This is a genomic window from Sunxiuqinia elliptica, assembly GCF_900113005.1.
Lineage (GTDB): Bacteria > Bacteroidota > Bacteroidia > Bacteroidales > Prolixibacteraceae > Sunxiuqinia > Sunxiuqinia elliptica.
Map to the genome: position 1 here is coordinate 249,890 of NZ_FONW01000003.1, position 24,823 is coordinate 274,712.

Annotated in this window: 20 protein-coding genes; 6 read left to right on the top strand and 14 right to left on the bottom strand. The window is 40.0% G+C overall.

Features of this window, described 5'->3' with window-relative positions; translation table 11 throughout:
* Window positions 1-45: 45 nt before the first annotated feature.
* On the bottom strand, window positions 46-738 hold the full coding sequence (locus tag BM156_RS09345; RefSeq protein WP_093919592.1) for a hypothetical protein: 693 nt from the start codon (window positions 736-738) through the stop codon (window positions 46-48).
* Between the two features lie 178 nt (window positions 739-916).
* On the opposite strand from BM156_RS09345, the gene BM156_RS09350 reads away from it, so the two are divergent.
* The 3 genes from BM156_RS09350 (at window position 917) to BM156_RS09360 (ending at window position 5,259) form a co-directional block, all read left to right on the top strand.
* Window positions 917-1,852, top strand: coding sequence for a helix-turn-helix transcriptional regulator (locus BM156_RS09350; protein WP_093919593.1), 936 nt, complete (start codon window positions 917-919; stop codon window positions 1,850-1,852).
* Between the two features lie 259 nt (window positions 1,853-2,111).
* A complete protein-coding gene (locus BM156_RS09355; RefSeq protein WP_093919594.1) occupies window positions 2,112-4,115 on the top strand; it encodes a hypothetical protein in 2,004 nt (667 codons plus the stop codon).
* A 94-nt stretch (window positions 4,116-4,209) separates the two neighbouring features.
* Window positions 4,210-5,259, top strand: coding sequence for a DUF6340 family protein (locus tag BM156_RS09360; RefSeq protein WP_139218250.1), 1,050 nt, complete (start codon window positions 4,210-4,212; stop codon window positions 5,257-5,259).
* 268 nt (window positions 5,260-5,527) lie between these two features.
* Here the strand turns inward: BM156_RS09360 and lgt are convergent, their stop codons facing one another.
* Window positions 5,528-6,337: a prolipoprotein diacylglyceryl transferase gene (gene lgt, locus BM156_RS09365; RefSeq protein WP_093919596.1), complete on the bottom strand. Its 810-nt coding sequence runs from the start codon at window positions 6,335-6,337 to the stop codon at window positions 5,528-5,530.
* A gap of 12 nt (window positions 6,338-6,349) precedes the next feature.
* Entirely contained in the window at window positions 6,350-9,670 is a 3,321-nt protein-coding gene (gene secA / locus BM156_RS09370; RefSeq protein ID WP_093919597.1) for a preprotein translocase subunit SecA, read from the bottom strand.
* Window positions 9,671-10,043: 373 nt separating this feature from the next.
* On the opposite strand from secA, the gene BM156_RS09375 reads away from it, so the two are divergent.
* Complete coding sequence (locus BM156_RS09375; protein ID WP_093919598.1) at window positions 10,044-10,226, top strand: hypothetical protein; 183 nt, start codon at window positions 10,044-10,046, stop codon at window positions 10,224-10,226.
* Window positions 10,227-10,287: 61 nt separating this feature from the next.
* Here BM156_RS09375 and BM156_RS09380 read toward each other — a convergent pair whose 3' ends face one another.
* The 5 genes from BM156_RS09380 to BM156_RS09400 form a co-directional block, all read right to left on the bottom strand.
* Window positions 10,288-10,758: a hypothetical protein gene (locus BM156_RS09380; RefSeq protein ID WP_093919599.1), complete on the bottom strand. Its 471-nt coding sequence runs from the start codon at window positions 10,756-10,758 to the stop codon at window positions 10,288-10,290.
* A gap of 235 nt (window positions 10,759-10,993) precedes the next feature.
* Window positions 10,994-12,133, bottom strand: a complete 1,140-nt coding sequence (locus BM156_RS09385) for a pyridoxal phosphate-dependent aminotransferase (RefSeq protein ID WP_093919600.1) — start codon at window positions 12,131-12,133, stop codon at window positions 10,994-10,996.
* A 182-nt stretch (window positions 12,134-12,315) separates the two neighbouring features.
* Window positions 12,316-12,846 carry a hypothetical protein gene (locus BM156_RS09390; RefSeq protein WP_093919601.1) on the bottom strand — a complete coding sequence of 177 codons (531 nt, stop codon included), beginning with the start codon at window positions 12,844-12,846 and terminating at the stop codon, window positions 12,316-12,318.
* 151 nt (window positions 12,847-12,997) lie between these two features.
* Window positions 12,998-13,582, bottom strand: a complete 585-nt coding sequence (locus BM156_RS09395; RefSeq protein WP_093919602.1) for a porin family protein — start codon at window positions 13,580-13,582, stop codon at window positions 12,998-13,000.
* 156 nt (window positions 13,583-13,738) lie between these two features.
* Window positions 13,739-14,323: a thioredoxin family protein gene (locus tag BM156_RS09400; protein WP_093919603.1), complete on the bottom strand. Its 585-nt coding sequence runs from the start codon at window positions 14,321-14,323 to the stop codon at window positions 13,739-13,741.
* A gap of 256 nt (window positions 14,324-14,579) precedes the next feature.
* On the opposite strand from BM156_RS09400, the gene BM156_RS09405 reads away from it, so the two are divergent.
* Complete coding sequence (locus tag BM156_RS09405; protein ID WP_093919604.1) at window positions 14,580-14,771, top strand: hypothetical protein; 192 nt, start codon at window positions 14,580-14,582, stop codon at window positions 14,769-14,771.
* A 29-nt stretch (window positions 14,772-14,800) separates the two neighbouring features.
* On the opposite strand, the gene BM156_RS09410 is transcribed toward BM156_RS09405, so the two are convergent.
* The 3 genes from BM156_RS09410 to BM156_RS09420 all read right to left on the bottom strand — a co-directional run bounded on the left by BM156_RS09410 (window position 14,801) and on the right by BM156_RS09420 (window position 20,016).
* Window positions 14,801-15,754, bottom strand: a complete 954-nt coding sequence (locus tag BM156_RS09410) for a D-2-hydroxyacid dehydrogenase (protein WP_093919605.1) — start codon at window positions 15,752-15,754, stop codon at window positions 14,801-14,803.
* Between the two features lie 256 nt (window positions 15,755-16,010).
* Window positions 16,011-17,276: a 2-oxoglutarate dehydrogenase complex dihydrolipoyllysine-residue succinyltransferase gene (gene odhB / locus BM156_RS09415; protein ID WP_170846917.1), complete on the bottom strand. Its 1,266-nt coding sequence runs from the start codon at window positions 17,274-17,276 to the stop codon at window positions 16,011-16,013.
* Window positions 17,277-17,283: 7 nt separating this feature from the next.
* Complete coding sequence (locus BM156_RS09420) at window positions 17,284-20,016, bottom strand: 2-oxoglutarate dehydrogenase E1 component (protein WP_093919607.1); 2,733 nt, start codon at window positions 20,014-20,016, stop codon at window positions 17,284-17,286.
* 347 nt (window positions 20,017-20,363) lie between these two features.
* On the opposite strand from BM156_RS09420, the gene BM156_RS09425 reads away from it, so the two are divergent.
* Window positions 20,364-21,356, top strand: a complete 993-nt coding sequence (locus tag BM156_RS09425; RefSeq protein WP_093919608.1) for an alpha/beta hydrolase — start codon at window positions 20,364-20,366, stop codon at window positions 21,354-21,356.
* A gap of 110 nt (window positions 21,357-21,466) precedes the next feature.
* On the opposite strand, the gene rimO is transcribed toward BM156_RS09425, so the two are convergent.
* The 3 genes from rimO to BM156_RS09440 all read right to left on the bottom strand — a co-directional run bounded on the left by rimO (window position 21,467) and on the right by BM156_RS09440 (window position 24,739).
* Window positions 21,467-22,759 carry a 30S ribosomal protein S12 methylthiotransferase RimO gene (gene rimO / locus BM156_RS09430; RefSeq protein ID WP_093919609.1) on the bottom strand — a complete coding sequence of 431 codons (1,293 nt, stop codon included), beginning with the start codon at window positions 22,757-22,759 and terminating at the stop codon, window positions 21,467-21,469.
* A gap of 164 nt (window positions 22,760-22,923) precedes the next feature.
* Entirely contained in the window at window positions 22,924-23,874 is a 951-nt protein-coding gene (ftsY, locus tag BM156_RS09435; RefSeq protein ID WP_093919610.1) for a signal recognition particle-docking protein FtsY, read from the bottom strand.
* A 94-nt stretch (window positions 23,875-23,968) separates the two neighbouring features.
* Window positions 23,969-24,739 carry an XRE family transcriptional regulator gene (locus BM156_RS09440; RefSeq protein ID WP_093919691.1) on the bottom strand — a complete coding sequence of 257 codons (771 nt, stop codon included), beginning with the start codon at window positions 24,737-24,739 and terminating at the stop codon, window positions 23,969-23,971.
* Between the last annotated feature and the right edge of the window lie 84 nt (window positions 24,740-24,823).

The following is a 24,823-nucleotide window of genomic DNA, read 5'->3' on the forward strand; positions in this document are numbered from 1 at the left end:
AAGCCGGAGCAATTACTCCGGCCTGATCTATTTTTTAGTAACGATTTAATCAATTAGCATATTTTCCTGCTTGTTAATTGCTCCCTGATACAAGGATGCAAAAGAAGCATGAACCCAGATCAATGCCGGAAAGACTCCCACAATCAACAATGCAAAACCAATGATTACAATGAAAAATGAGAGAATTCCCATTCCAAAGATGGTCCAGCCAATGCCTTTTGACAATTTCCAGCTTTGCTCAATGGCCTGAATCGCATCCAAATTTTTATCCATTACGAGGTAAGGCACAAACACTAATCGGCAAGCAATGACAATCCCTGGAATAAGAAAAAACATCAGGCCCATCACGACGAGGGCTGATTTCAGTAAATTTGCAAGAATGATATTCAGGTAGTTACTAAAGCCCTCAATTAATTTTCGAAGTTCAATTTCTTTTTCCCGAACAGCATCCAGATAAATCAATTTAGAGCTATATGTAAACACGGGAACCAATAAGAGATAGTAAGCTGTTCCAAACAAAATCAGGAAAATGGCTCCCATGGTTGTAAAAAAGGCACCAAATCCATTACCAAAACCATCACTGCTCAGATTTACATTAGCCCCTCCCGGGCCATTGACCATACCAATAAGAATTACCACAACCAAAAGGTACAGAAAATTGCGCTTCATTACCTGCCAGCCATTGCTAAAGCTGCCTCCTAGAGTGGGATGTAACCGAATGTAATTGATTAATTCCATGACGACTCGTTTTTTGATTCTGAATTCAAACCTAGGATATTCTATTAAAAATTCCTTCCTACCATAGTAGTGTTTTGTCAAAATCCTACTATGGTTTGGTTCAAAAATTATTATTCAGCAGACTTTCCTACTTTGGTAGGATCTTCATTTACGTGCTTTTTATTAATTTGGCTACACCATGCAAAATGCGCTATTTATACTCTGTTTTATCACCTCAGTCGGACTTTCTGTTTTTGGATTGATGACGGCTTATCGTTTAAAAAATAAGGAAAACCAACCCTATGCCTCCTCCTTATTCTATTATATTATCTTCCTTGTTGCTTTTGGATTTTACAGTATCTGGAGCTATCTAGGTTTTCAATTTTTACTTAATCATGTTATCCAATCGCATGATACCTTATTGAATATTGTTGGAATTTTTCCATTTATGGGTTTTCCATTAATCATTGTTGGCTGGTACCTATTCATTCAGTTTTGTGTTGAAATGGCCGGCTATAAGCTAAAAGGCTATGTAAGCTTTCTCTATTTCTCTGTTTGTATTCTTTCTTTTCTTTTTCTAGGGAATCATTTTAAAAACCAATTGTTACAAAACGAGCTATACCAACTCGATTTCGTCTTTAAAAGCATTGGTATTTTACATCTGTTGCTGGTTCTTTCAGGTGTACTTTTACTCTTACGGAACCGGAAACACACGCTATTGAAAAATTCGATCTATACCCTACCGCTTGTCCTATTTGTTCCTGCGCTATTTGCTTCTACTTCCTTGTTGATGAGCTCTTCGCACTGGATTGCTGTTCTATTTTTTATTTTGTTTTACTTCAGCCACCTCGCTCTAGCTCCGGGAGTTATCTACTTCACATTAAATGCTGATGAGTGTCAAAACACGGATACGTTCACACAGTTTTGCTCAAAGTATGAAATCTCGAAGCGCGAAGCCGAAATTATCCAGGAAATATGCTTGGGAAAGACGAATCAGGCGATTGCTGATCAGCTATTCATCACGGTACAAACGGTAAAGGATCATGCACATCGGATCTACTCAAAAACTGGAGTAAGAAACCGGGTACAGCTAACAAATTTGGTGCGGGAAACAACAAAATCAGAGCCTGTCTAACAAACCCTGATTTCGACCTTGGAGCTATGAGAAATAATTATCTCTGTTAATGGAAACAATCGTTCATTCTAAAATGTTGAATGTTTTTTTGTTAAGTTTTATTAAAAAGCTGTTGTCACTTCCGATTCCATCATTTTTAGCAACGTGTTTAGCGCTAAGAATGTTAAATTTGGGAACCTAAATTGAAATTGTTTTGGAGATTTTTTTAAATTCATCATATCCTTTTCTAATATTCCTTGCATCCCTAGCCATAGCAGGGATGCTGAGCTACTTACTCTATTGGAAATTCCAACAGGATTCTCCTTTATCCATCATTCAAGTACGCCTCTTGGCTGGCTTGCGATTTCTTTCGGTGTTTTTAATTGCTGTTTTGTTATTAAAGCTTGCTGTTCAACATATAAAACACCAAACTCAGCAACCAGAGCTCATCATCGGGGTGGACAATTCTGCCTCACTTACAGATTTTAATCAGGAGGTAAATCAAACAGTTGCATCACTTCAAGAGGAATTAAAAAGCTTCACCCCAAAGATTCTGTATTTCGAAGAACCTTTTCAAAATACAGATTCAATCTCTTTTAATGGTAAGCGTTCAGACTACAGTGGCTTTATCGAAAAAGTTACGAATAAATACGGAACCGCTGATATTGGAGCACTTGTCCTTTTGGGAGATGGGATTTTTAATGCAGGAATTGATCCGGTGTATGCATCCGAAAAGCTTAACTTTCCAATTTACACCATTGGTCTGGGAGATACCTTAGCCCATACCGATGCTGCTATTCAAAATGTATCGGTCAACTCGACTGCTTTTTTAGATACCAATTTCCCAGTTGAAATCGATTTGAATTTTACTCAAGCAGCCGGAGAAATTGTGACTCTAGTTATTAAAAAAGGGGACAAAACCCTTTATTCACGAGCTATTCGCATACTTTCGGAGAACTATTTCTTCACCGAAAGCGTCCTTTTAAAACCCGAAAATACAGGCATTGCTCATTACACGATTCAGATAGATGAAATAGGTGGAGAGCAAAACCTGGCCAATAATAATTACGAATTTTCAGTAAATGTTATCTCCGACAAACAGAAAATTCTGCTATTGGCACACGGGGCTCATCCCGATTTAGGGGCCATTAGCAGTGCCTTGTCTCCAATTACAAAATACGAAACAGAGCTAATTACAGGATACCCCTCCGAAGGGTTGGATTTTTCGGAGTATGATTTAGTTATTGTTCACCAATTGCCGGATAATGATCCTCGCTCAATCAACTTGCTAGAGCAGCTGACGAAAAGTCGGCGCCCTTGCCTATTTATACTTGGGAAAAACAGTGTTGTTTCGCGTTTTAATAACCTCAAAACAGGTATTGAGATCCGGACAAACAATAGTTTTGAACAAACAACACCCACAATCAATACGCAGTTTAGCCACTTTAAACTTGATTTTGAGTCGCTAAAAGCCCTCCAAGGCTTTCCTCCACTGCTGTCTCCTTTCGGCAACGTTCAGGCTGATTCGTGGGTTGAACCATTAGCTAGTCAAACCATTCAGAATGTGGAAACAAGCAGGCCCTTAATTGCTTTTGGAAAAAAGGAAGGTCGCAAGCTAGGCTTTATTCTAGGAGAAGGAATCTGGCGTTGGCGTATCCACAGCTACCTGAATGATCGTTCGCATCACTTATTTGATGACCTCATTCAAAAAACAGTCAATTACCTCATTTTAAAGCTGAATGAAAATAACTTCAACCTTTATTGGGAAAACGAATACCTGGAAGATCAACCGGTGACCATTCAGGCAGAGTTATTCAACGAAAGCTTTGAATTGGTTAATGAGTCGGATGTTGAAATTGACTTGAACGACCAAAATGGCAAAAACTACCATGCGATGTTTGATAAGTCTGGCGACAAATACATGCTGAATTTGGGCATTCTTCCCCCTGGAGAATATGCATTCAAAGCACAAACACAACTGGGAACAAGTGAGTACACCGAAGAAGGTCATTTTGTTGTGAGTAAAATCCAGCAGGAACTGACAAATACGCAGGCCGATTTTCAAGTACTGAATCAAATTGCTGCAAAAACAGGAGGAAGCTTTATTTTACCCAATGAAGTAGAAAGCCTAATTGAAAAGTTGAATGCAACCAATCAACTGAGTACTCGAAAACTAGAACAGCAAGTTTACCAAGAGCTTTTATCGATGAAATGGGTATTTTTCATCATCCTGTTTTTGCTTGCTTTGGAATGGTTTTTGAGAAAATACTGGGGAATATACTAAAAGGTAATCATCGTAAGTTTTAACACATTGGAAGTAACCCAAATAAAATATGCTGATTACAACATCAAGATATCGTTTAAATAAAATTAAAAACATGAGGATCAATCGGTTCAACAAGATCGTTAGCTTACTTTCATTGGTCATGCTATTTACTTCATGTGCCTCCAGTTATAAAACAATGTATATTGAAGTAGCTAAGCCTACTGAACATTTACTGGACAATGATATTGTCAGCCTTACGCTGATGAATCGGGCAATGACTGATGAGTTTAAAGAGTTTCCGGCCGATAGCTTGCAGATGTACTTCTATCGCCAGGGATTTAACGTAAATGCAGCTGTTTTGGACAGCTCTGCTGCTGATACAACTATAAAAGTAGCAGCCGAATTACTTTTTGAGTCCGGACGCTACGATGTAGTTATTCCCGAAGAACGTAATATTCCTCATCCAAGCAATTATCAATACGTTCCGAAACCACTTGACTGGGATTATGTGTCAGAGATATGCGAACGCTACAATACAGATGCCCTATTGGTTATGGAACGCTACATCAATGTACTGATGACCAACTTCATTCAGGTTCCTTTTTCTGATTTATATGAAGCCACAATTGACTCAAAGTATGACGCCATCTTTCGTATTTATGATCCCAGAAAACGGGAAATTGTCAAACAAATCATGATTAGCGATACCATCTTTTGGAATGAAGCCGAGTATTCTCAAAAGAAACTGTTTGTTGAGAAGATGGTTCCGGTGAAACAGGCAATAAACCAAACAGGAATTCAAGTTGCCTTGGAATTAGAATCAAAGCTGGCACCGCAATGGCAAACTGAGTCTCGTGGCTATTTTGCTCTAAAGGATGCCGACGAAGCCCTTATTCAAAATGGAATTACAGAGAATAATTGGCAAGCAATATACAAACACTGGGAGCAACTCTTAAATGCTAATAAAAGTCCTGGAAAGCGTAGCAAAATTCAATACAATCTGGCTGTTGCCAGCGAAATCATGGGAGATATTGACCACGCAGCAGAATGGGCAACAAAATCATACCGCACGCAATATCGTAAACAGACCGAAGACTACCTGTATCAGCTGAAAAAACGGAAAAAACTGCTTAGCCAATTTGAACAGTTCTCAGCGGAATAATCGGAAAAGCTAGTGCAACATGGCGAAAAGCGAATGGGAAAACAATAAGTATTAAGTGTTGGTCATCGCTAGCCTTTCCTTAGAGGTTTTAAAGCCTTGAAACTAGCCGTTTTTTTAGGCATACTACGGAGCTTTAATCTAACCTGTTCTACTTCATCTTAATAATGAAACGAATCCTACAGTCCCTCAATCTGTATAAACAAACAAGGTGATTACCGCCAGTTTTAATGGAGATAATCACCTTGTTTTATGGAATGATTTTAAATCGCTAATTTTTATAGACCACAGGTGCTCTTTTAAGAGCTCGGATAATCAAGAAAAGACCACCCAACACAAATGGCACACTAAGCCATTGTCCCATATTTAAGGCCATTCCAGCCTCAAAAGCTTCCTGATCCTCTTTTATAAATTCAATCAAGAAACGAGATAGGAACACCATAACAAAGAAAACGCCAACAATAAATCCTTCGCGATTTCTCAGATCGGTCTTCCAGTAGGTATAAAGCATAATCGCATAGGTCAACAAGTACGAAAGTGCTTCATAAATTTGGGTTGGATGCTTGGCAACTGTTTCTCCATTTCGTTCAAAGATAAATCCCCAAGGCAAATCAGTTTGAATTCCATAAATCTCAGAGTTCATCAGGTTACCCGTCCGAATCAATGCAGCAACCAAAGCAGTAGGAACGACAACGCGATCGAGCACCCAAAGGACTGAACGTTTAGAGACTTTACGGCTCCACCAGATAAGGGCAATGAAAATACCAATTGCACCTCCATGGCTGGCTAATCCGCCATGCCAAACCTTCAAAATCTCACCTGGGTGTTGCGAATAATAATCCCACCCATAAAAGAATACGTGTCCAAGTCTGGCCCCTACGATCGTTGCGACAATTAAATAAATGAATAAGCTCTCAAGCCATTCCGGATTGATTTTTTCAAACTTAAACATTCGTTCTCCCTGGTAATATCCACCTAAAAAACCAAAGGCAAAAAGCAGTCCGTACCAACGAATCGACAATGGTCCAAGGCTAAATATCTCGGGATCTATATTCCAATGAATAAAAGTTAAAAATTCCATGAAGCAGGTGTTTTATTCGGCATTCTTTCCGTGACAACTCTTGTATTTCTTTCCACTACCACATGGACAAGGATCATTCCGTCCGACTTTCTTCTCAACCCTTACAGGCTGCACTCGTTGTGGCTCTTTGGCTGCTTGTGCTCTATTGCCCCCAGAACTTACTTCAGGACTCTCTGATTTTTGGGTTGAATATTTACTCATATCCGTCCGTTTCCGGGCTTCAGCTTCACGCACCTCATTCGGATCAGAAATTGGAATATGCCCTTTCATTAAAGTGGATACAACATCTTTATTCACCTTTTGCACCATCACCTTGAATAGGTTGAACGATTCAAACTTATAAATCAACAATGGATCTTTCTGCTCGTAAGTAGCGTTTTGTACCGATTGTTTCAAGTCATCCATCTCACGTAGTTGCTCTTTCCAAGCTTCATCAATTGTAGAAAGAACGACTTGCTTTTGGTAAGACTTCACCAACTCTTTTCCTTGATTATTATAGGCTTTTTCCAAATTGGTAATAATCTGGAAGATTCGCTTTCCATCAGAAATTGGAACAACAATATTTTGATAGATATGAGACTTACTCTCATAAACATCTTTAATTACCGGGTAAGCTTGTTTTGAAATTGTTTCAACTTTCCGGGTAAATGTTTTGATCATTGCCTGGTAAATCTGTTCTATAATCTCCTCTGGCTTCATTTTGATGAAGTCATCAGCTGAAACTGGAGATTCGATGGATACCAAACGAACCAATTCCAAATTAAAGTCTTCGAACTGATCACTACCATAGTACTCATTCACCAAGTTCTCCAATGAATCATACATCATGTTCAGCAAATCAACCTCAAGTCGTTCTCCAAACAAGGCATGGTGGCGTTTTTTATAGATAACTTCACGTTGTGAGTTCATCACATCATCGTACTCAAGCAAACGCTTACGAATACCGAAGTTGTTTTCTTCAACTTTCCGCTGCGCACGTTCAATTGATTTCGTAATCATAGAGTGCTGAATAACTTCACCTTCATCCAAACCCAAACGGTCCATAATTCCGGTGATCCGATCTGAGTTGAACAAACGCATCAAATCATCTTCCAATGAAACGAAGAACTGAGAGCTACCCGGGTCTCCCTGACGTCCGGAACGTCCACGAAGCTGACGGTCAACACGACGAGAATCGTGACGCTCGGTACCAATAATGGCCAAACCACCACGCTCTTTAACTTCTTTAGATAACTTAATGTCGGTACCACGACCAGCCATGTTCGTTGCGATAGTCACCATCCCTGAAGCACCGGCGTCAGCCACAATGTCTGCTTCTCGAGCGTGCAACTTCGCGTTCAATACATTATGCTTGATTCCCCGGATCTTTAACATCCGGCTTAGTAATTCCGAAATTTCAACCGAAGTAGTACCAACCAACACTGGTCGTCCGGCCTTGTGCAATTCCACAATTTCCAGAATTACAGCATTGTACTTTTCACGTTTTGTTTTATAAACCAAGTCTTCCCGGTCATCCCGAACGATTGGACGGTTTGTTGGGATAACCACAACCTCCAACTCGTAGATGTCCCAGAATTCTCCTGCTTCTGTCTCGGCAGTTCCAGTCATACCACTTAATTTATGGTACATCCGGAAATAGTTCTGCAAGGTAACTGTTGCAAAAGTCTGTGTTGCGGCTTCAACTTTCACTCGTTCTTTAGCTTCAATCGCCTGGTGCAAACCATCCGAATAACGACGGCCTTCCATAATACGACCAGTCTGCTCATCAACAATCTTCACCTTGTTATCGATCACCACATATTCGATGTCCTTTTCGAACATGGCATAGGCTTTCAACAATTGGTTAATGGTATGAACCCGTTCTGATTTTACGGCATAACTTTGCAACAATTCGTCTTTCTTCTCTAATTGCTCGTCACGAGATAACTCCGTGCTATTCTCAATTTCAGCAATCATACCGCCCATATCAGGCAATACAAAGAATTCCGGATCATCAACATCTGCAGAAATCAGGTCAATACCTTTATCAGTAAGCTCAACAGAGTTTTGTTTTTCTTCTATAATAAAGTAGAGCGGATCAGTTACAATATGCATGTTTTTGCTGTTATCCTGCATATAGTAATTTTCCGTCTTTTGCATGGCTGCCTTAATTCCCTCTTCACTCAGGAATTTAATAATGGCTTTGGTTTTCGGAAGCCCTTTATGAGCTCGTAGCAATAACAAAGCTCCTTCTTCCCGCTCCTCTTTCGTAGGGTTCTCTTTTGTTAGCAGGCGTTTTGCATCAGTCAAACACTGAGTAACAAAATTCTTTTGCGCCGAAACTAACTTCTCTACTTTAGGCTTCAGTTCATCAAACTTCTGGTTATCTCCTTTAGGCACTGGCCCAGAAATAATCAAAGGCGTACGAGCATCATCAATCAATACCGAGTCAACCTCATCCACAATCGCATAGTGATGTTTGCGTTGCACCAAATCTTGTGGATTGATCGCCATATTGTCACGCAGGTAATCGAAACCAAACTCATTATTGGTACCATAGGTAATATCCGAATTATAGGCTTTACGGCGGGCATCGGAGTTTGGACGGTGCTTATCAATACAGTCAACACTCATTCCATGAAACTCAAAAATTGGCCCCATCCATTCGGAGTCACGTTTTGATAGGTAATCATTCACAGTTACAACATGAACACCACGACCAGCCAAAGCATTTAAAAAGACCGGCAAAGTCGCCACAAGGGTTTTACCTTCACCAGTTGCCATTTCGGCAATTTTTCCCTGGTGAAGCACAACCCCACCAATTAACTGTACATCGTAGTGAACCATCGCCCAAGTCACTTCCGCTCCCCCGGCAATCCACTTGTTATACCAAACAGCCTGCTCACCATCAATCTCGATACTATCTCTTCCCGCTGCAAGTTCCCGATCAAAGTCAGTTGCTTTAACCACCAAACGCTCGTTCTCAGTAAAGCGACGAGCTGTATCTTTCACCACAGCAAATGCTGCCGGCAATATTTCATTCAGAACAACTTCAATCTTTTCATTGATTTGCTCCTCAATCTTGTCAACTTGTTGGTAAATTTTCTCACTCTCCTGGATGTCAACTTCTTCAACCTTAGCTTTCAAGGCTGCAATTTCATCCAAATCAGCTTGAATCCGATCTTGAATCACTTGTTTTAAACGAGCTGATTCCCCTCTAAGCTCATCAATTGAAAGCTTAGAGATTCGTTCGTATTCTTTTTTGATTTCTTCAACAATTGGGGTGATTTCCCGGATGTCTCGATCTGATTTGTTGCCCAGGAATTTTCCCAGAATCTTCGTTACAAAAGCCATTATATCAAGTTTCTTATTATTACCTATTAAACGCACACAAAAGTAGTTATTATGCTTAAGTTTACTTGTGTGTGGGCGTATTTTTTTCAATAATAATCATGCCAATCCAGATTTACACACAAATTACGCCAATATAACAGTTCATGCTGGATTGGCCTGCCAATACAACCGAAAAGGCATTTTAAACAAGCCTTTATAGCATTGCGACTTCTTGCAATCTAGTACTTATCAAATTTGGATCAAGTGATTCGGCATATCTTTATATAGCCCCAGTTTCTCAGTGCACCAACCGTTTAATAATAAACTGACGATTGCCCGATGAGCTTAATCTCGTTTTATTTTAACTAGTTTTGCTAAAATAAAGAAGAATAGGATGAAGGATTTTTCAACACAATGTTTTGTTTGTCAAGAAGAAGTCGATTCAAAAACAGCTCTCAAAAACCAGGCATTAAACCTACCTGTTTGCGAGAAATGCAAAGGCACAAAGGCAGAAGAAGTTAAAGAAAAGGAATTGACGGAAGGGCTGGCTGACGGATTTGTATGTGGCTGCATATAAAAAAGGCTGCTTCTGGGGGGAAGCAGCCTCTCGAATTGATTCTGTTTAATTACTAAAATTACTAATTTAACAGGTGTTTATAACTTGGATTTACTAAGTTCGGAAGATAAGCAGCGATCAAATTCAGAGCATCCTCTTCAGAAAGCTCATTAGGGCTCAGAATTTTCTGTCTGGCAAGCTCTGATTCATTTATTACTTGATTCGTCATTACCTCTGGCAATTTGCTGTATTCAGCTCTTACGCGTTTTGCTCCAAATCCTTTTTTGCAGCAAACATAAGCAACTTCAAAGTGCTCGGCACGAACGACATAATGCTTAGAACGTTTATTCTGATGTAAACTGATTACAATTGGTGACTCAGTTTCATCATAAGAAAGCACCCATGCTTTATCAACGTCTCCTGATAATTCCTGGTTGCTTACTGGAACAATTTGATAATCATTAAATGTTTTATCAGCTCCGGTGGCTTGTACGGCAAAAGTTGCCAAACACAATAAGACAATTGAGATTCCTGTAAAGATTCTGTTTTTCATGACTGTTTGGATTTAATCGTTTCTATTAAATTGTTTCTGTTTTCTAATCTGAGTAAAAGATACTCAACTGTTGTTTTCTGATTGTTTACTTAATAGACGGTGCTAAATCCAAAAAATTACACCTCAAAGTCGTTATTTGCCCCATGTTTCGACGAACAACCAATTTTAACAGACGAACGCCTCGAAACCGTCAACAAAAACTAAACCGCTTTTTGTAATACGTGATGTAATCAAACTATTTTGTTTGAATATACTGTTCCAATCGATCCATTCCTTCGCGTATATTCGCTAATGAATTTGCGTAAGAAAAGCGCAGAAATCCTTCTCCCCCTGGGCCAAAATCAATCCCTGGAGTTACGCCAAGGTGCACCTTCTCTAAAATATCAAAAGCAAGACGATAGGAATCAGTTCCGAGGTGTGTGGCATCGACAAACACATAGAAAGCTCCCGTTGGCTCAACAGGAATTCGAAATCCTAGTTCTTTTAATCGTTGGATTAAATACAAACGCCGTTCGTTATAAACTGCTTTCATCTGTTGAACATCTGCTCCGGCCGATTTTAAGGCGGCAATTCCTGCTCGTTGAGCAACAGAACTGGCACAAATAAATAAGTTCTGCTGTAATTTTTGAATTGGCCGAATGAACTGTTTGGGGGCAATTAGGTATCCCAACCTCATCCCAGTCATGGCATATAACTTTGAAAAACCGTTTAACACAAATACTTGGTCTGAAAATTCCAGCATACTGTGAGCATCCTCTTCGTATGTTAGGCCGTGATAAATTTCATCCGAAATTACAGGGACTCCAAGCTTGGCCAAGTCTCTCATCGTATCGGCTGTTAGTAAGTTCCCTGTTGGATTCATCGGACTATTGATTAAAACAGCCTTCGTTTTAGTCGAAATTCGTTTCTGAATAGATTCAGCATGCAACTGAAAACCATCCTGTTCGCTAACAGGCACCCGAACGGCCTTAGCGCCAATGTAATGTATAAAATTAGGATAGCAGGCATATGACGGGTCCGATAGGATCACTTCATCATCTTGCTCGCATAAAACAGAAAGTGCCAACAAGATAGCCGGAGAGCTTCCAGAAGTTATCACAATCTGATCCGGATCGATTTCTACTTGATAGTTTTCACGATAAAAACGGGAGATTTCATCACGTAACTCCGGATCGCCAAGACTATGAGTATAATGAGTTCTACTGTCGGCAATCGCCTGCTGACAAGCTTCAGCCACTATTGGAGGCATGGAAAAATCAGGTTCTCCAACTTCTAGATGAATGACATGTTTTCCGGCTTTCTCTAGCTCAGCCGCTCTTTCAAGCACCTCCATTACAATGAAAGGTGAAATATCTTTTACCCGCGATGCAGTCATTGTGATTTTTGACCTCGAAATTACAGAAGATATCAGATTCTACAAGCTTGAGAGAACAAAATAAGCGCTATTTTTTTGAGCAAAGATTCAAAATAATAACACAGTTCGAGCTATAATTATCAGATAGAAAAGATTAAAAACAGGCTAGTAGTAATAACAACAAAGTCCTTACTGAACCTTAATTACGGAATAAAAGGATGGTGGTCGTTGCTAATGCTGAAGCTTCCACTCAGTTTAACTTTCTTGGAGATATTGTACTGTAGAAACATGGAAGCACCACGAATACTCATGTCCTTCAAAGATGGATTTGCTGGCATATTATCAAAAATGGTACTTCCAGCAAAACTATTTCCTCCGACCACAAGTCGGTCGTTTAAGTTGTAGTGAGCTTGGTTAGTTACTGATAATGAACCTAACCACGGATTAAAGACAGGCGCTTGATTGGTGAGACTTAATGTTTTAAAACCGGCGTAAGAATTATAATCAATCACCCACTCAGGTTGTAAGTCAAATTTCATTGGAACCGACAAGTTTGGCTCAGTTTCAATTCCTCCGAAGGTTGAATTCGGCAAAAAATTGAATAACTCGCGGTATATAAAATCGTACTCTGGGTTGATAACTTTACTCACTTTAACTGAATCAGTTTGGGCATACCCCAGAAAACTGATCAATACCAAAGCACAAACCAAGAAAGCAGATTTTATCGTTTTCATGTCGAGTCTCTTTTTTATAAAAGCATTTACTTAAAAGACCAAATATTTTCGTTTAAAAGAGTGAAGGCAGGTTGCAGCCCAATTTGTGTAGACCTCCCCTAACCTTCAAATTATTTCAAACTTAATCAATTGGAATTATTTCCCAAATGATTTAAAGCAACTTAATACCTAAACTAACAACAAAACTTTTGCTTTTCACATCATTGTCGAGCAACGGCCCAGAATACAAGTCTCCGCTGCTATTTTCCATACGAACATCAAGTGTCAAAAATAAGAAGTCAGCTCCGACACCATATTGCCAACCAAAGAAACTGTCTTTTACATCATTCGAATCAAAAAACTCATTATTGAGTTCCTTATCCGTAAAGAATGACATCAATGGACCGGCATTTGCTCTTACTTTCAATGGCCCTTTATCAATAACGTTAACCCCTAATAATATAGGAACGTCAACGGTTTTTAAATCGAAAGAATGGATGGTGTGAGAAGCCCCAGATTCAAAATCCACCGTTCCACCTTTTGAACTAAAATAGGCCTCGGGTTGCAAGTAAAGCCTTCCTAAGTTTAAGCGGACAAATGCTCCAACATGGTAATTGTCCACGCTACCCTCACCACCAATATCAGCAGTCAGTTTTGAATTACTGTATCCTCCCTTTAAGCCTAAATTAATTGGCGACTGCGCCATCGAAGGTAAAGCAAACACAGCTAGAAGTAAGAAAATTGTAATTTTTTTCATGGCATTTTTAAAATTAATGATTCTAGAAGTTAACGTTTATTTACGTCAATAATTGCCAAACTTTGCCATAAAAAACAAAGTATGCCTGCTAAAAATACGACATTTTGAGCAGGCATACCATAGCACATTCAATTTCTTTTAGTTAAGCAACTTAATTTAATAAACCAGATCACATGCTTCTGGAGGCATCCAATGTCGGTCTTTTCCTTCCCACTTCACATTACAACCAATGGGATTGGTCATTGGAACGGTTGTCATCTTCCCAGCGGTGAGCTCATATAATGTTCGTTCCAAATCATTCACCTTAACCTGCGATGCATCCCGTGGATAATCGACCCCGCGTCCGGTGTACACCAAACGACGATCTTGGTCAAATATAAAAAAGTGCGGTGTTCGCAATGCCCCATAAGCCAAGGCAACCTCCTGACTCTCATCCCGGAGGTAAATCCAAGGAAAGCGATTCCTATTCATTCGCTGCACCATGTGGTCAAAATCATCTTCCTGGTACGTATTTTCACTATTGGAGTTAATTCCAACAAAGCGGACTCCATCCTTTTCAAATTTTTCAGCTGCTGCTCTTGTCAACTCATCACTCCCAACCACATATGGGCAATGGTTACAAGTGAAGAAAATAACCAGAAACCGAGCTTGCTCAAAATCTTTAAGCGAATAGTTTTTTCCATCCGTAGCAGGTAAATCAAAATCGATCGCCTGCGCTCCTATCTCAAGTGTAAAACTCATAATTCCCGTTGTTTTTCAGGTTACTAACTATTCAAGTAACAAGCAAAGGCTATAACTTGTTGGAAACATTATACGTTATACTTCTAAGAGTAGTTTTATTTCAACATGAATGAAGAGTAAACAATCACCAGAAAACAGTTAAAAAACAAGTTTTACCACTTGGAAAATAGAATTTTTTTTTTCTAGTTTACAAAACCAATACCTCAAGGTATTTTTTAGAAACTAAGTTATTAATTATTAGATCTGTAAAATTAAAATGAAATCGAAAAACAGCTCCAGCAAGAAGCAAAAGCATTCCGATTTTGAGGACATGGATTTTAGGAGCAAATCACCAAAAAGTGTAAAAAAAGAACGAAGCTCAAAACGGCGACTGTCTATTTATGATGAATTTGATGATGATGTTGATTTTAATGATTTTAACTCAAACGACGACTTATACGAAAAATAAGCACTAAAAACAGATCATAATCCACTTTTTTAATTGATTACATTCAGGCTTTCTCTATTCAGAAAAGCTTGCAGATTATTGACCGCAATGTCCATTAAACGCTGGCGAGCTTCTATAGTGGCCCAAGCAATATGTGGCGTTAGATAGCAATTTTGAGCTGTCAACAGTGGATGATCGGCAGCAGGAGGCTCATCCGAAAGGACATCCAAGCCTGCTGCTGCTAAATGTCCTTCATTCAACGCATCAGCCAAGTCTTGTTCATTGATCAGCGGACCGCGCCCCGTATTGATTAGCACAGCTCCTTTTTTCATCAAAGCCAGTTTTTCCTGACCAATAAACTCATAGTTTGCTTCAGTTAAAGGACAATTTAAGCTCACCACGTCCGACTCTTTCAAAAGTTCATCCAGCTCGCACTGCTTAAAGTCTTCCGAGATATCTTTCAAAATCGATCGATTTTGAAAGAGGATTTTCATGCCAAAAGCATGTCCTATTTCAGCCACTTTTTGTCCAATTTTACCAAAACCAATAATCCCTAATGTCTTACCGCTAAGTTCAAATAGAGGCGTTCTAAAAAAAGAAAAATCGGCCGAGTTAACCCATTCTCCTCCATGCACGGCCTCCGAATGAAACTGAACTTGATTTACAATATTTAGCAAATGAGCAAAAACCATTTGAGCAACCGAATCTGTGCTATATGCAGGAATATTGGTGACTACAACTCCTGCTTTTCGTGTAGCCTCCAAATCAATCACATTGTAACCAGTTGCCAGTACTCCAACATACTTCATCGCAGGACAAGCCTTTAATACCGCATCATCAATCACCACCTTGTTGGTTAAAACAATTTCGGCATCACCGATACGTTCAACGGTTAAACTAGCTGGTGTGCGATCGTAAATTTCGCAATCACCAATTGCTTTTAATGCATCCCAACTTAAATCACCTGGATTTAAGGTATAGCCATCCAATACAACTATTTTCACAGTACTCTATTTTTAAGGTTATTTGAATTTTCAAAAACATGAAGGTAGCCAAATTCAGACAAAAACCGAACTCAACAGATTTGCATCAATATGCACACTTGCCTATTTGTTAACCAATCGGTTTTAAAGGCATTTAAATTGAAGGTTCTTCCCCAAAAACGAAGCTTAAAGCATTAACCTAGCCGACCGTTTTTTACAAAAAAAGCTGCTCCTCAAAAATTCGAGAAGCAGCTTGAGTTATAGCATTGAAAACTAATTACAAATCCAATAATAGTTCCTCCGGATTGATACCTGCGTTAAGCATGCGTTCCGGATTCTCAACCAGTTCCTTAACTTTCACCAAGAAGCCGACTGAGTCTTTACCATCGATGATACGGTGATCGTATGAAAGTGACACATACATCATTGGGCGAATCTCCACCTTGCCATTCACAGCCACCGGACGTTCAACAATATTGTGCATTCCCAAAATAGCAGATTGTGGCGGGTTAATAATTGGAGTGGAAAGCAGTGATCCAAAAGTCCCTCCATTGGTAATGGTGAAAGTACCTCCCGTTAACTCTTCTACCGAAATTTTTTTGTTCCTTGCCTTCTCGGCCAAGTCTTTCAAGTCCTTTTCAATTTGAGGAACAGATTTGCTTTCTGTATTTCGAATGATTGGCACCATCAGGCCTTTTGGTGTTTGAACGGCAATCCCGACATCGACAAAGTCAGGGCTAACAATCTCTTCGCCATCCAGCATCGAATTAATGGCCGGGTGAAATTTCATGGCTGTAGCCGCTGCTTTCGTAAAAAAGCCCATAAAGCCTAATTTAAATCCATGCTGATCGATAAACCGACCTTGGTGCTTTTTACGCAACTCCATAATCCGGCTCATATCCACCTCATTGAAAGTTGTTAGCATGGCCGTTTCGTTTTTAACCGCCACCAATCGCTGGCTCAACTTTCGTCTCAAAGAACTCATTTTCTCACGATTTTCCTCTCGCGAAAAGCTTCCTTCTTCTACACCAGTGGGTGCCGATTTTGGTAAGCTCATAACAGCTTCTACTTCTTTTTTCGAAATCCGCTTGATGCCCTCCAGAATATCATCCACCGAAAGGTTATTTTCCTCCATCATCTTGCGAGCAACCGAGGTAATTTTAACATGCGACTGGTCATCCTGTGCTTTTCCAGTCACTTCGGCTCTAGGTTGCTTTGCTTCAACAACTTCTTTTGCCGGAGCCTTCGCTGCTTTCTCAGCTTCAGGTTTAGCTTCTTCTTTTGGCTTTGCAGTCTCCTCCGGTTGCACCGAAGTATCAATTGTACAGGCTACTGAACCAACTTCAAGCGTACCACCTTCCTGGGCTTTAAAACTCACTTTTCCAGCCTCATCAGCAACCAATGTCAAGGTTGCTTTATCAGACTCTATTTCTGCGATCTCATCGTCTTTCTCAACAACAGATCCATCTTCGACCAACCACCTGCCAAGTTCAACTTCAGTGATTGACTCACCGGGTGTTGGTACTTTTATTTCAATGATCATGATTTTTTTATGCTTTAGCTAATTCTTGTTCTCTAAAAACTTGTTCCAAAATTTTATTTAGGCGAAGATTATGTTGTTTCATTAAACCTCCAGCCGGGCTACCACTTTCGGAACGGGATGCAACCTCAAAAGGAATATGACTTAACTTCCGATTGATGAATGGCCAAGCTCCCATATTTGCAGGTTCATCCTGTGCCCAAATAATCCGATCGGCTTTATCATACTTCTTCAATAAGCTTTCGATCTGATCAACTGGTAATGGATAGAGCTGCTCGACTCGTACAATTGCGGTCGATTCATCTCCCATATCGACTCGTTTCTTTGCCAAATCATAATATAAACGACCGGAAGTAAACACAACCTGCTTCACATTCTCAGCTTTCGGCATATGATCATCAATAACTGGCTGAAAATGCCCTTTACTTAGCTCTTCCAAGGTACAACTAACCATTGGATGGCGCAATAAACTCTTTGGTGTAAAAATGATCAATGGCACCCTAACTTGCCACTTGAGGTGGCGTCGCAATAAGTGAAACATGTTATCGGGCGTTGTAGGTACCACGATTTGCATGTTGTTACTTGCTGCCTGAGCTAAAAAGCGCTCAATCCGCGCACTGGAGTGCTCTGGTCCTTGGCCTTCATACCCGTGCGGCAAATACAGGACAAGATTATTCATCAAGCCCCATTTCTCGTGTGCCGATGTAATGTATTGGTCAATAATAACCTGAGCAACATTGCTAAAATCGCCGAATTGTGCTTCCCAAACAGTTAAGGCATTGGGCTGTGCCAAAGCGTAACCATACTCAAAGCCCATTACACCGTATTCGGACAATAAGGAGTTATAAATATGGAATGGAGCCTGTTTTTCAGCGACATGCTTCAATGGGAAATACTTGTCATCGCCATCCTCAAATACGAAGGCGGCATGTCGATGTGCAAAAGTGCCTCGTTCGCAGTCTTGACCGCTGATTCGTACCGGATGTCCTTCTGCAACCAAAGTTCCATAAGCCAGCAACTCCGCCATTCCCCAATCCAGTCGATTGTCCCGAATCATTTGTCGGCGATCAGCCAATATGCGATTCACCTTATTAAAGAACTTGCGTCCTTCAGGTACCGAGTTGATCTTACCCGCTAGTTCAACCAGCTTTTCACGCCCAACGCCAGTTGGTATCGCCTCAAAAAATTCTTTCTTGGGTGCATGATCAAATTCTTTGTACTCATTAACCAGAAATTGCTTGATCTTCAACTTTTCAATCTTTTCCGATTCTTTGTACTTATCACTCATTAATTGATCAAACCCTTTGATCTCATCTTTCACATCTCGGGCAGTCATAATCCCCTGCTCAATCAGCTTTTCCGCATAAATATCCCGAGGATTTTTGTGCGCAGAAATTGCTTTATAAAGCTGAGGTTGAGTAAAACGAGGTTCATCGCCTTCGTTATGCCCATATTTCCGATAACACAAAATATCAATAAACACATCGGTATTGAATTTTTGGCGGAATTCCATCGCCAACTTTATCGTGTAAATCAACGCTTCAACATCATCGCCGTTTACGTGAAAAACCGGAGAACGGGTCACTTTGGCCACATCAGTACAGTAGGTACTTGACCGAGCATCCAGGTAGTTTGTCGTAAATCCAACCTGGTTGTTAATGACCAAGTGAATTGTTCCTCCCGTTTTATAGCCTTTCAGCTGCGACATCTGAATTACCTCATAAACGACTCCTTGGGCAGCAATAGCGGCATCGCCATGAATAACAATTGGCGCCAGCTTGTCATAGTCTCCATCATAAAGTGAATTGATTCTCGAGCGAGCCATTCCCTCTACCAAAGGAGCAACGGCTTCCAGGTGAGATGGATTTGGCATCAGGCTCAATTTCACCTTTTTGCCGTAATCTGAAGTCACTTCATTTTCAAACCCTAAGTGATATTTAACATCGCCCAAAGAAATATCTTCTTCATACTCCGTTCCATAAAATTCTTTGAAAATGTATTCGTACGGCTTATTCATGATGTTGGCCAAGATATTCAGTCGTCCACGGTGAGCCATTCCTACAATGAACTCTTTAATTCCAAGCTCAGCTCCTTGCTCAATAACAGCATCCAAAGCAGGAATTAACGCTTCAGCTCCTTCCAAAGAAAAACGCTTTTGCCCTACAAATTTTTTATGAATAAAGCTCTCAAAGCCCACAGCCAATTTTAAGTGATAGAAGATGTGCTTCTTCATTTCAGGAGTAAATTCCTGCGAATTCTTAGAACTCTCCATCTTCTGTTGCAGCCAAGTGATCACCTCTGGGTGACGCATAAATACATATTCAACGCCAATGGCATCGCAATATGTAGCTTCCAGATGAGCAATGATGTCTTTCAGTTTAGCCGGTCCAATTCCAATATTGTTTCCGGCCTGAAAGACTTTCTCCAGGTCGCTTTGCTCCAATCCAAAATTTTCAATAGCCAAAGTTGGAGAGTAAGTCCGCCGTGAACGGACCGGATTGGTTTTTGTGAACAAATGTCCCCTTTGGCGATAACCATGAATTAGGTTAAGTATTGCAAACTCTTTATCAATCTGATCACTTCCCTGGAATTTGCCTGAACTATAATTTGTTCTGGCAAGCTCAAACCCCTTAAAGAAGTTTTTCCAGCTTTCGTCAACGCTCTCAGGATCTTTCAAATAATCCTGGTAAAGCTCTTCTACAGCAGCAATCTCTTGATTGCCTACTTGCGAAAATGTATCCATATGTTGATTATTCGGTTGTTAAGGTCTTGTAAAAATAACTTTTGTACATTAACAATCCATCTATTTCTAATGTTTATAAGGTTTTCATGTTTTGAAAGAAGATTTACGATCACCAATTTTTTTATCTCTCCAATCAACCTTTTAAAAAATGATTCAGTCTACTGAGCCAGGAGCAATTAGGCCATTTTTTTGTATCTTCGAATGGCTCAAAAAGAAAAAAAGTTACCATTAATTGAGCATAAATAAATTTCATAAGTTTATATTCGAACTGAACGAATTAAACCTTTTAGGCAAATTATCCCTTATACATTTCGAAAGCGAATTCATTAATATCCAATTATAATCTCATGAAGAAGACACGCTCTTTCTTAGCTATTTTGATCGCTTTATTGGCAATCATTTATATGCTTGGTCCGAAACCGCCAAAACCGGTTCTTAATCCTGATTTAAATAATCTTGGATTTTCGAAAAGTGAAATTGAAACTGTTCTTGCAGAAAGAGAAAAGAGGCTTCCCGTCAAGCCAGGAAATGAATCCCGAGTGATCTGGGAAAACGACAGTTTGAAACAACAAACGGAATACTGCTTGCTTTATTTGCACGGCTTTTCGGCTTCTGGTGTTGAAGGTGCTCCAACGCATGAAAACTTTGCCAAATACTTTCAAATGAATGCCTACATTCCTCGCATAGCTTCACATGGGCTAGATGTTCCAGAGCCGTTACTGGATATGACTCCAGATCATTTATATGAGTCAGCAAAAGAAGCCTTGCAAATCGCTCACCTTTTAGGGCGAAAAGTAATTATCATGAGTACTTCAACCGGAGGAACTCTTTCACTAAAGCTGGCTGCCGACTTTCCAGAGCTGGTCGATGGCTTGCTGCTGCTTTCTCCCAATATTCGCATCAATAACCCTGGAGCATTTTTGTTGGCCAAACCTTGGGGCTTGCAAATAAGCCGGATGGTTACGGGAGACAAATACCGCTATGTAAACGATAACCCGGAAGATGAGGAATGCAAGTACTGGAATTGTTATTACCGAATGGAAGCGACAGTGTATTTACAACAGCTGGTGGAAGCCACCATGCATAAAAAAACTTATGAACGCGTAAAAGCCCCTGTGTTTCTGGCCTACTACTACGAGGATGAAGAACATCAAGACGGAGTTGTTCGCGTTGATGCCATGCTGAAAATGTTTGATCAACTAGGGATACCAACGAAGCAAAAACAGGCCTTTAATGCTGGTGTCCATGTTATTGGTTATGGGGTGACGTCAAAAGCGCAACCAGAAGTTGAGCAAGCTTGTATTGATTTTGCCCAACAGGTTATTGGACTATCACAATAATTTTTGTAGTCCTACCGCTTTACTTTCTACCACAAATATTAGGATATAAAAAATCCCGTCTGTGACACGAATTTGTCGCAGACGGGATTTTTCAGTTTTCAATAGTTCGTTTATAAGTGTCCGATAAGATCAAATTCCGTTGATTCGGTAATCTTAACCGGATAGAAATTTCCAATCTCAATTCGGTCATCTTTCGAGACCAATACTTCTCCGTCCACTTCCGGGCTGTCGTATTCAGTTCTTCCCACAAAGTAATCAGCCTCTTCCCGATCGATCAGTACTTTCAGCGTTTGGCCAATCTTTTTCGTATTCAATTGCTCCGAAATATTTTGTTGAATTTCCATCAGCTCCGAAGCCCTGCTTTGTTTAACTTCTTCAGGAATATTGTCCTCATACATTTTGAATGCATAGGTATCGTCCTCATTGGAGTATGCAAATACGCCCATTCTGTCGAACTGCTGTTCTTTAACAAATGCTTTCAGCTCTTCAAAATCTTCCTCAGTTTCGCCAGGATGGCCAACAAGGAAAGTCGTTCGCAAGGCAACTCCAGGTACTTCTTCCCTAATTTTGTTGATCAATTGAACCGTCTCTTTCCTGCCAATTTTTCGTCTCATCTGCCCCAACATATGATCAGTAATGTGCTGCAATGGCAAGTCCAGGTAATTGGCAACATTGTCTCGTTCGCGCATTACCTTTAATAAGTCCATTGGGAATTTTGAAGGATAGGCATAGTGCAAACGAATCCATTCCAAACCTTCAATATCAGCCAAGCGATCGACCAACTCAGCCAGCTTGCTCTCACCATAGCGATCAATGCCATAGTAGGACAAATCCTGAGCAATAATCAGTAACTCTTTGGTTCCACCTTCAACCAGCATTTTTGCTTCTTCCAACAAGCTTTCCATGCTTCTTGATTTATGGATACCTGTAAATTGAGGAATTGCACAGAAAGAACAATGACGATTACAGCCTTCACTAATTTTTAAATAAGAAAAATGCCCCGGTGTGGTTTTCACACGATAGTACATCTTCTGCTCAAAAAAGTCAGCATTTAAATCTTTAATGATTTCCTTATAATCAAACTTACCGTAAAATTTATCAACCTCAGGAATTTCTTTTTGTAGATCTTCTTTGTAACGAGCTGATAAACATCCCATCACCAAAAGCTTATCCAACTTTCCGCTTTTTCGGTCTTCAACATGGCTTAAAATCGAATTGATCGACTCTTCTTTTGCATCCAGAATAAACCCACAGGTGTTTAAAATAACGATGTTAGCATCATCTTCTTCGCTGTCATGAACAACTTTAAATCCATTTAAATCAAGTTGATTGAGTAGCATTTCAGAATCTACCAGGTTTTTCGAACATCCCAGGGTAGTTATATTGACTTTTCCTCGTTTCATAATTTCATATTAAAATCTTCGCACTTTACAACAAACAAAGCCGCAGGTAGTTTTCAATTTTTTCATTTGAGCTAAAGGCCCCCAGCCGGCTTTTGATAACGCTATAAAAAACAGATCCCGAAACAAGTTCGGGATGCCATTAATCTATATTAGGTCTATTTTCTTTATGAGAATAGCGACTCAACAAATTCTTTTCTTCGGAATAATTGCAAGTCTTCCATCTTTTCTCCGATTCCGATGTATTTGACCGGTATCTTAAATTGATCAGAAATACCAATAACGACACCGCCTTTGGCTGTTCCATCAAGCTTTGTAAGCGCCAATGCTGACACTTCTGTCGCCTTGGTAAACTGCTTAGCCTGCTCAAAGGCATTTTGCCCTGTTGATCCATCTAAAATCAACAGCACCTCATGAGGAGCATCTGGAACAATCTTACGCATCACATTTTTGATCTTGGTAAGCTCGTTCATTAAGTTGACTTTATTGTGCAAACGACCTGCGGTATCAATAATAGCCACGTCGGCTCCCTGTGCTTTAGCTGATGCTAAGGTATCGTAGGCCACTGAAGCTGGATCTGATCCCATGCTTTGCTTCACAAGCGGAACATCAACACGTTCAGCCCAAATTTCAAGCTGATCAATTGCTGCAGCCCGGAACGTATCGGCAGCTCCCAAAACCACTTTTTTACCCGCTTTCTTAAAATTGTGAGCCAATTTCCCGATCGTGGTTGTTTTTCCAACACCATTCACTCCAACCACCATAATTACATATGGGGTATCACTTGCTGGAAGGTCAAAATCAGCTTCTTCGCCGGAGTTATTTTCTTCAAGTAGAGCAGCTATCTCCTCTTTCAATAAGTTGTTGAGTTCATCAACTCCAAAGTACTTGTCTTTTGAAACACGAGCTTCGATTCGCTCAATAACTTTTAGGGTAGTATCAACTCCAACATCCGACGTAATCAATACTTCCTCCAGATTGTCAAGAACTTCGTCGTCAACTTTAGATTTACCAATAATGGCTCGCCCAAGCTTTTTGAAAACGCTTTCTTTTGTTTTTGAGAGTCCTTGATCAAGGCTTTCTTTTTTCGACTTCGTAAATGATCCAAATAGGCCCATAGTTTTCTGATTTTGAGTGGCGCAATTTACAAAAATTGAATGATATAATTTAATTTAAATAAGAAGGGCTAATAAAGAGTTAACATAGCCGAATTTAACCTTCGCGTAATTTCCTGATTTCCTCTTTCATTTCGCTCAAAACGGTAGATATGTGCGCCGTTCCTGGGAACTCTGGCAAAGGAAGCTCAAAACTCAACACGCCTTTTGCTCGCCATAATTCCAATACCGAACTGATTGGAATTCGGTAAGCTTCATACTCTGGGTTATCCGACTTCAACAACAGCTCATTATTTTCCTTTATATATACCCGTTTATATACTAAACCTTCGTCACGGGTAATTAATACGTAGGTTTGTCCTTCTTTCAACTCATCAAGATCAACCAGGTATTCGCAAAAAACATAAGCCCCAGGAGCTACTGGCAACATGCTATCCCCATTTAGCTGAAAAACCCGGTAAGTCCGGTTACGCGAAAGCTCAGGTATTGGCATATAGAAATGAGGTAATTCGCCAACATATTCTGGATCAGCATAGCCACTCAAATAGCCAGCCGCAGCTTTCACCGGAACAATGGGAATACGTTCCTCATTATCGGGAGTAACAACAACCGACAATATTTGTCCCGGTCCATTTGATTTGGGCAGTAAAGAAGAAGGCATTTTTTCCAAATTGGTACCAATTAGCTCATCCAAACTTAACTTAAAAAGCTGAGCTAACTGTTGCATAACCTGAATTTTAGGCGTAGCCCTCCCCTCTTCATACGAACCAATTAAAGCTCGCTTAACGGCTAGTTGATCTGCCAACCGTTGCTGGGTAAGCTGATGCTTCCTACGCAAGTATTTGATATTCTGAGCTAAATAATTCATCAACACAAATTAATCTAAAAATATTAGCAAAAACTAATTTTATTAGTATTTTTGACTTGTCATTTTCATTCTTAAAACGCCGTA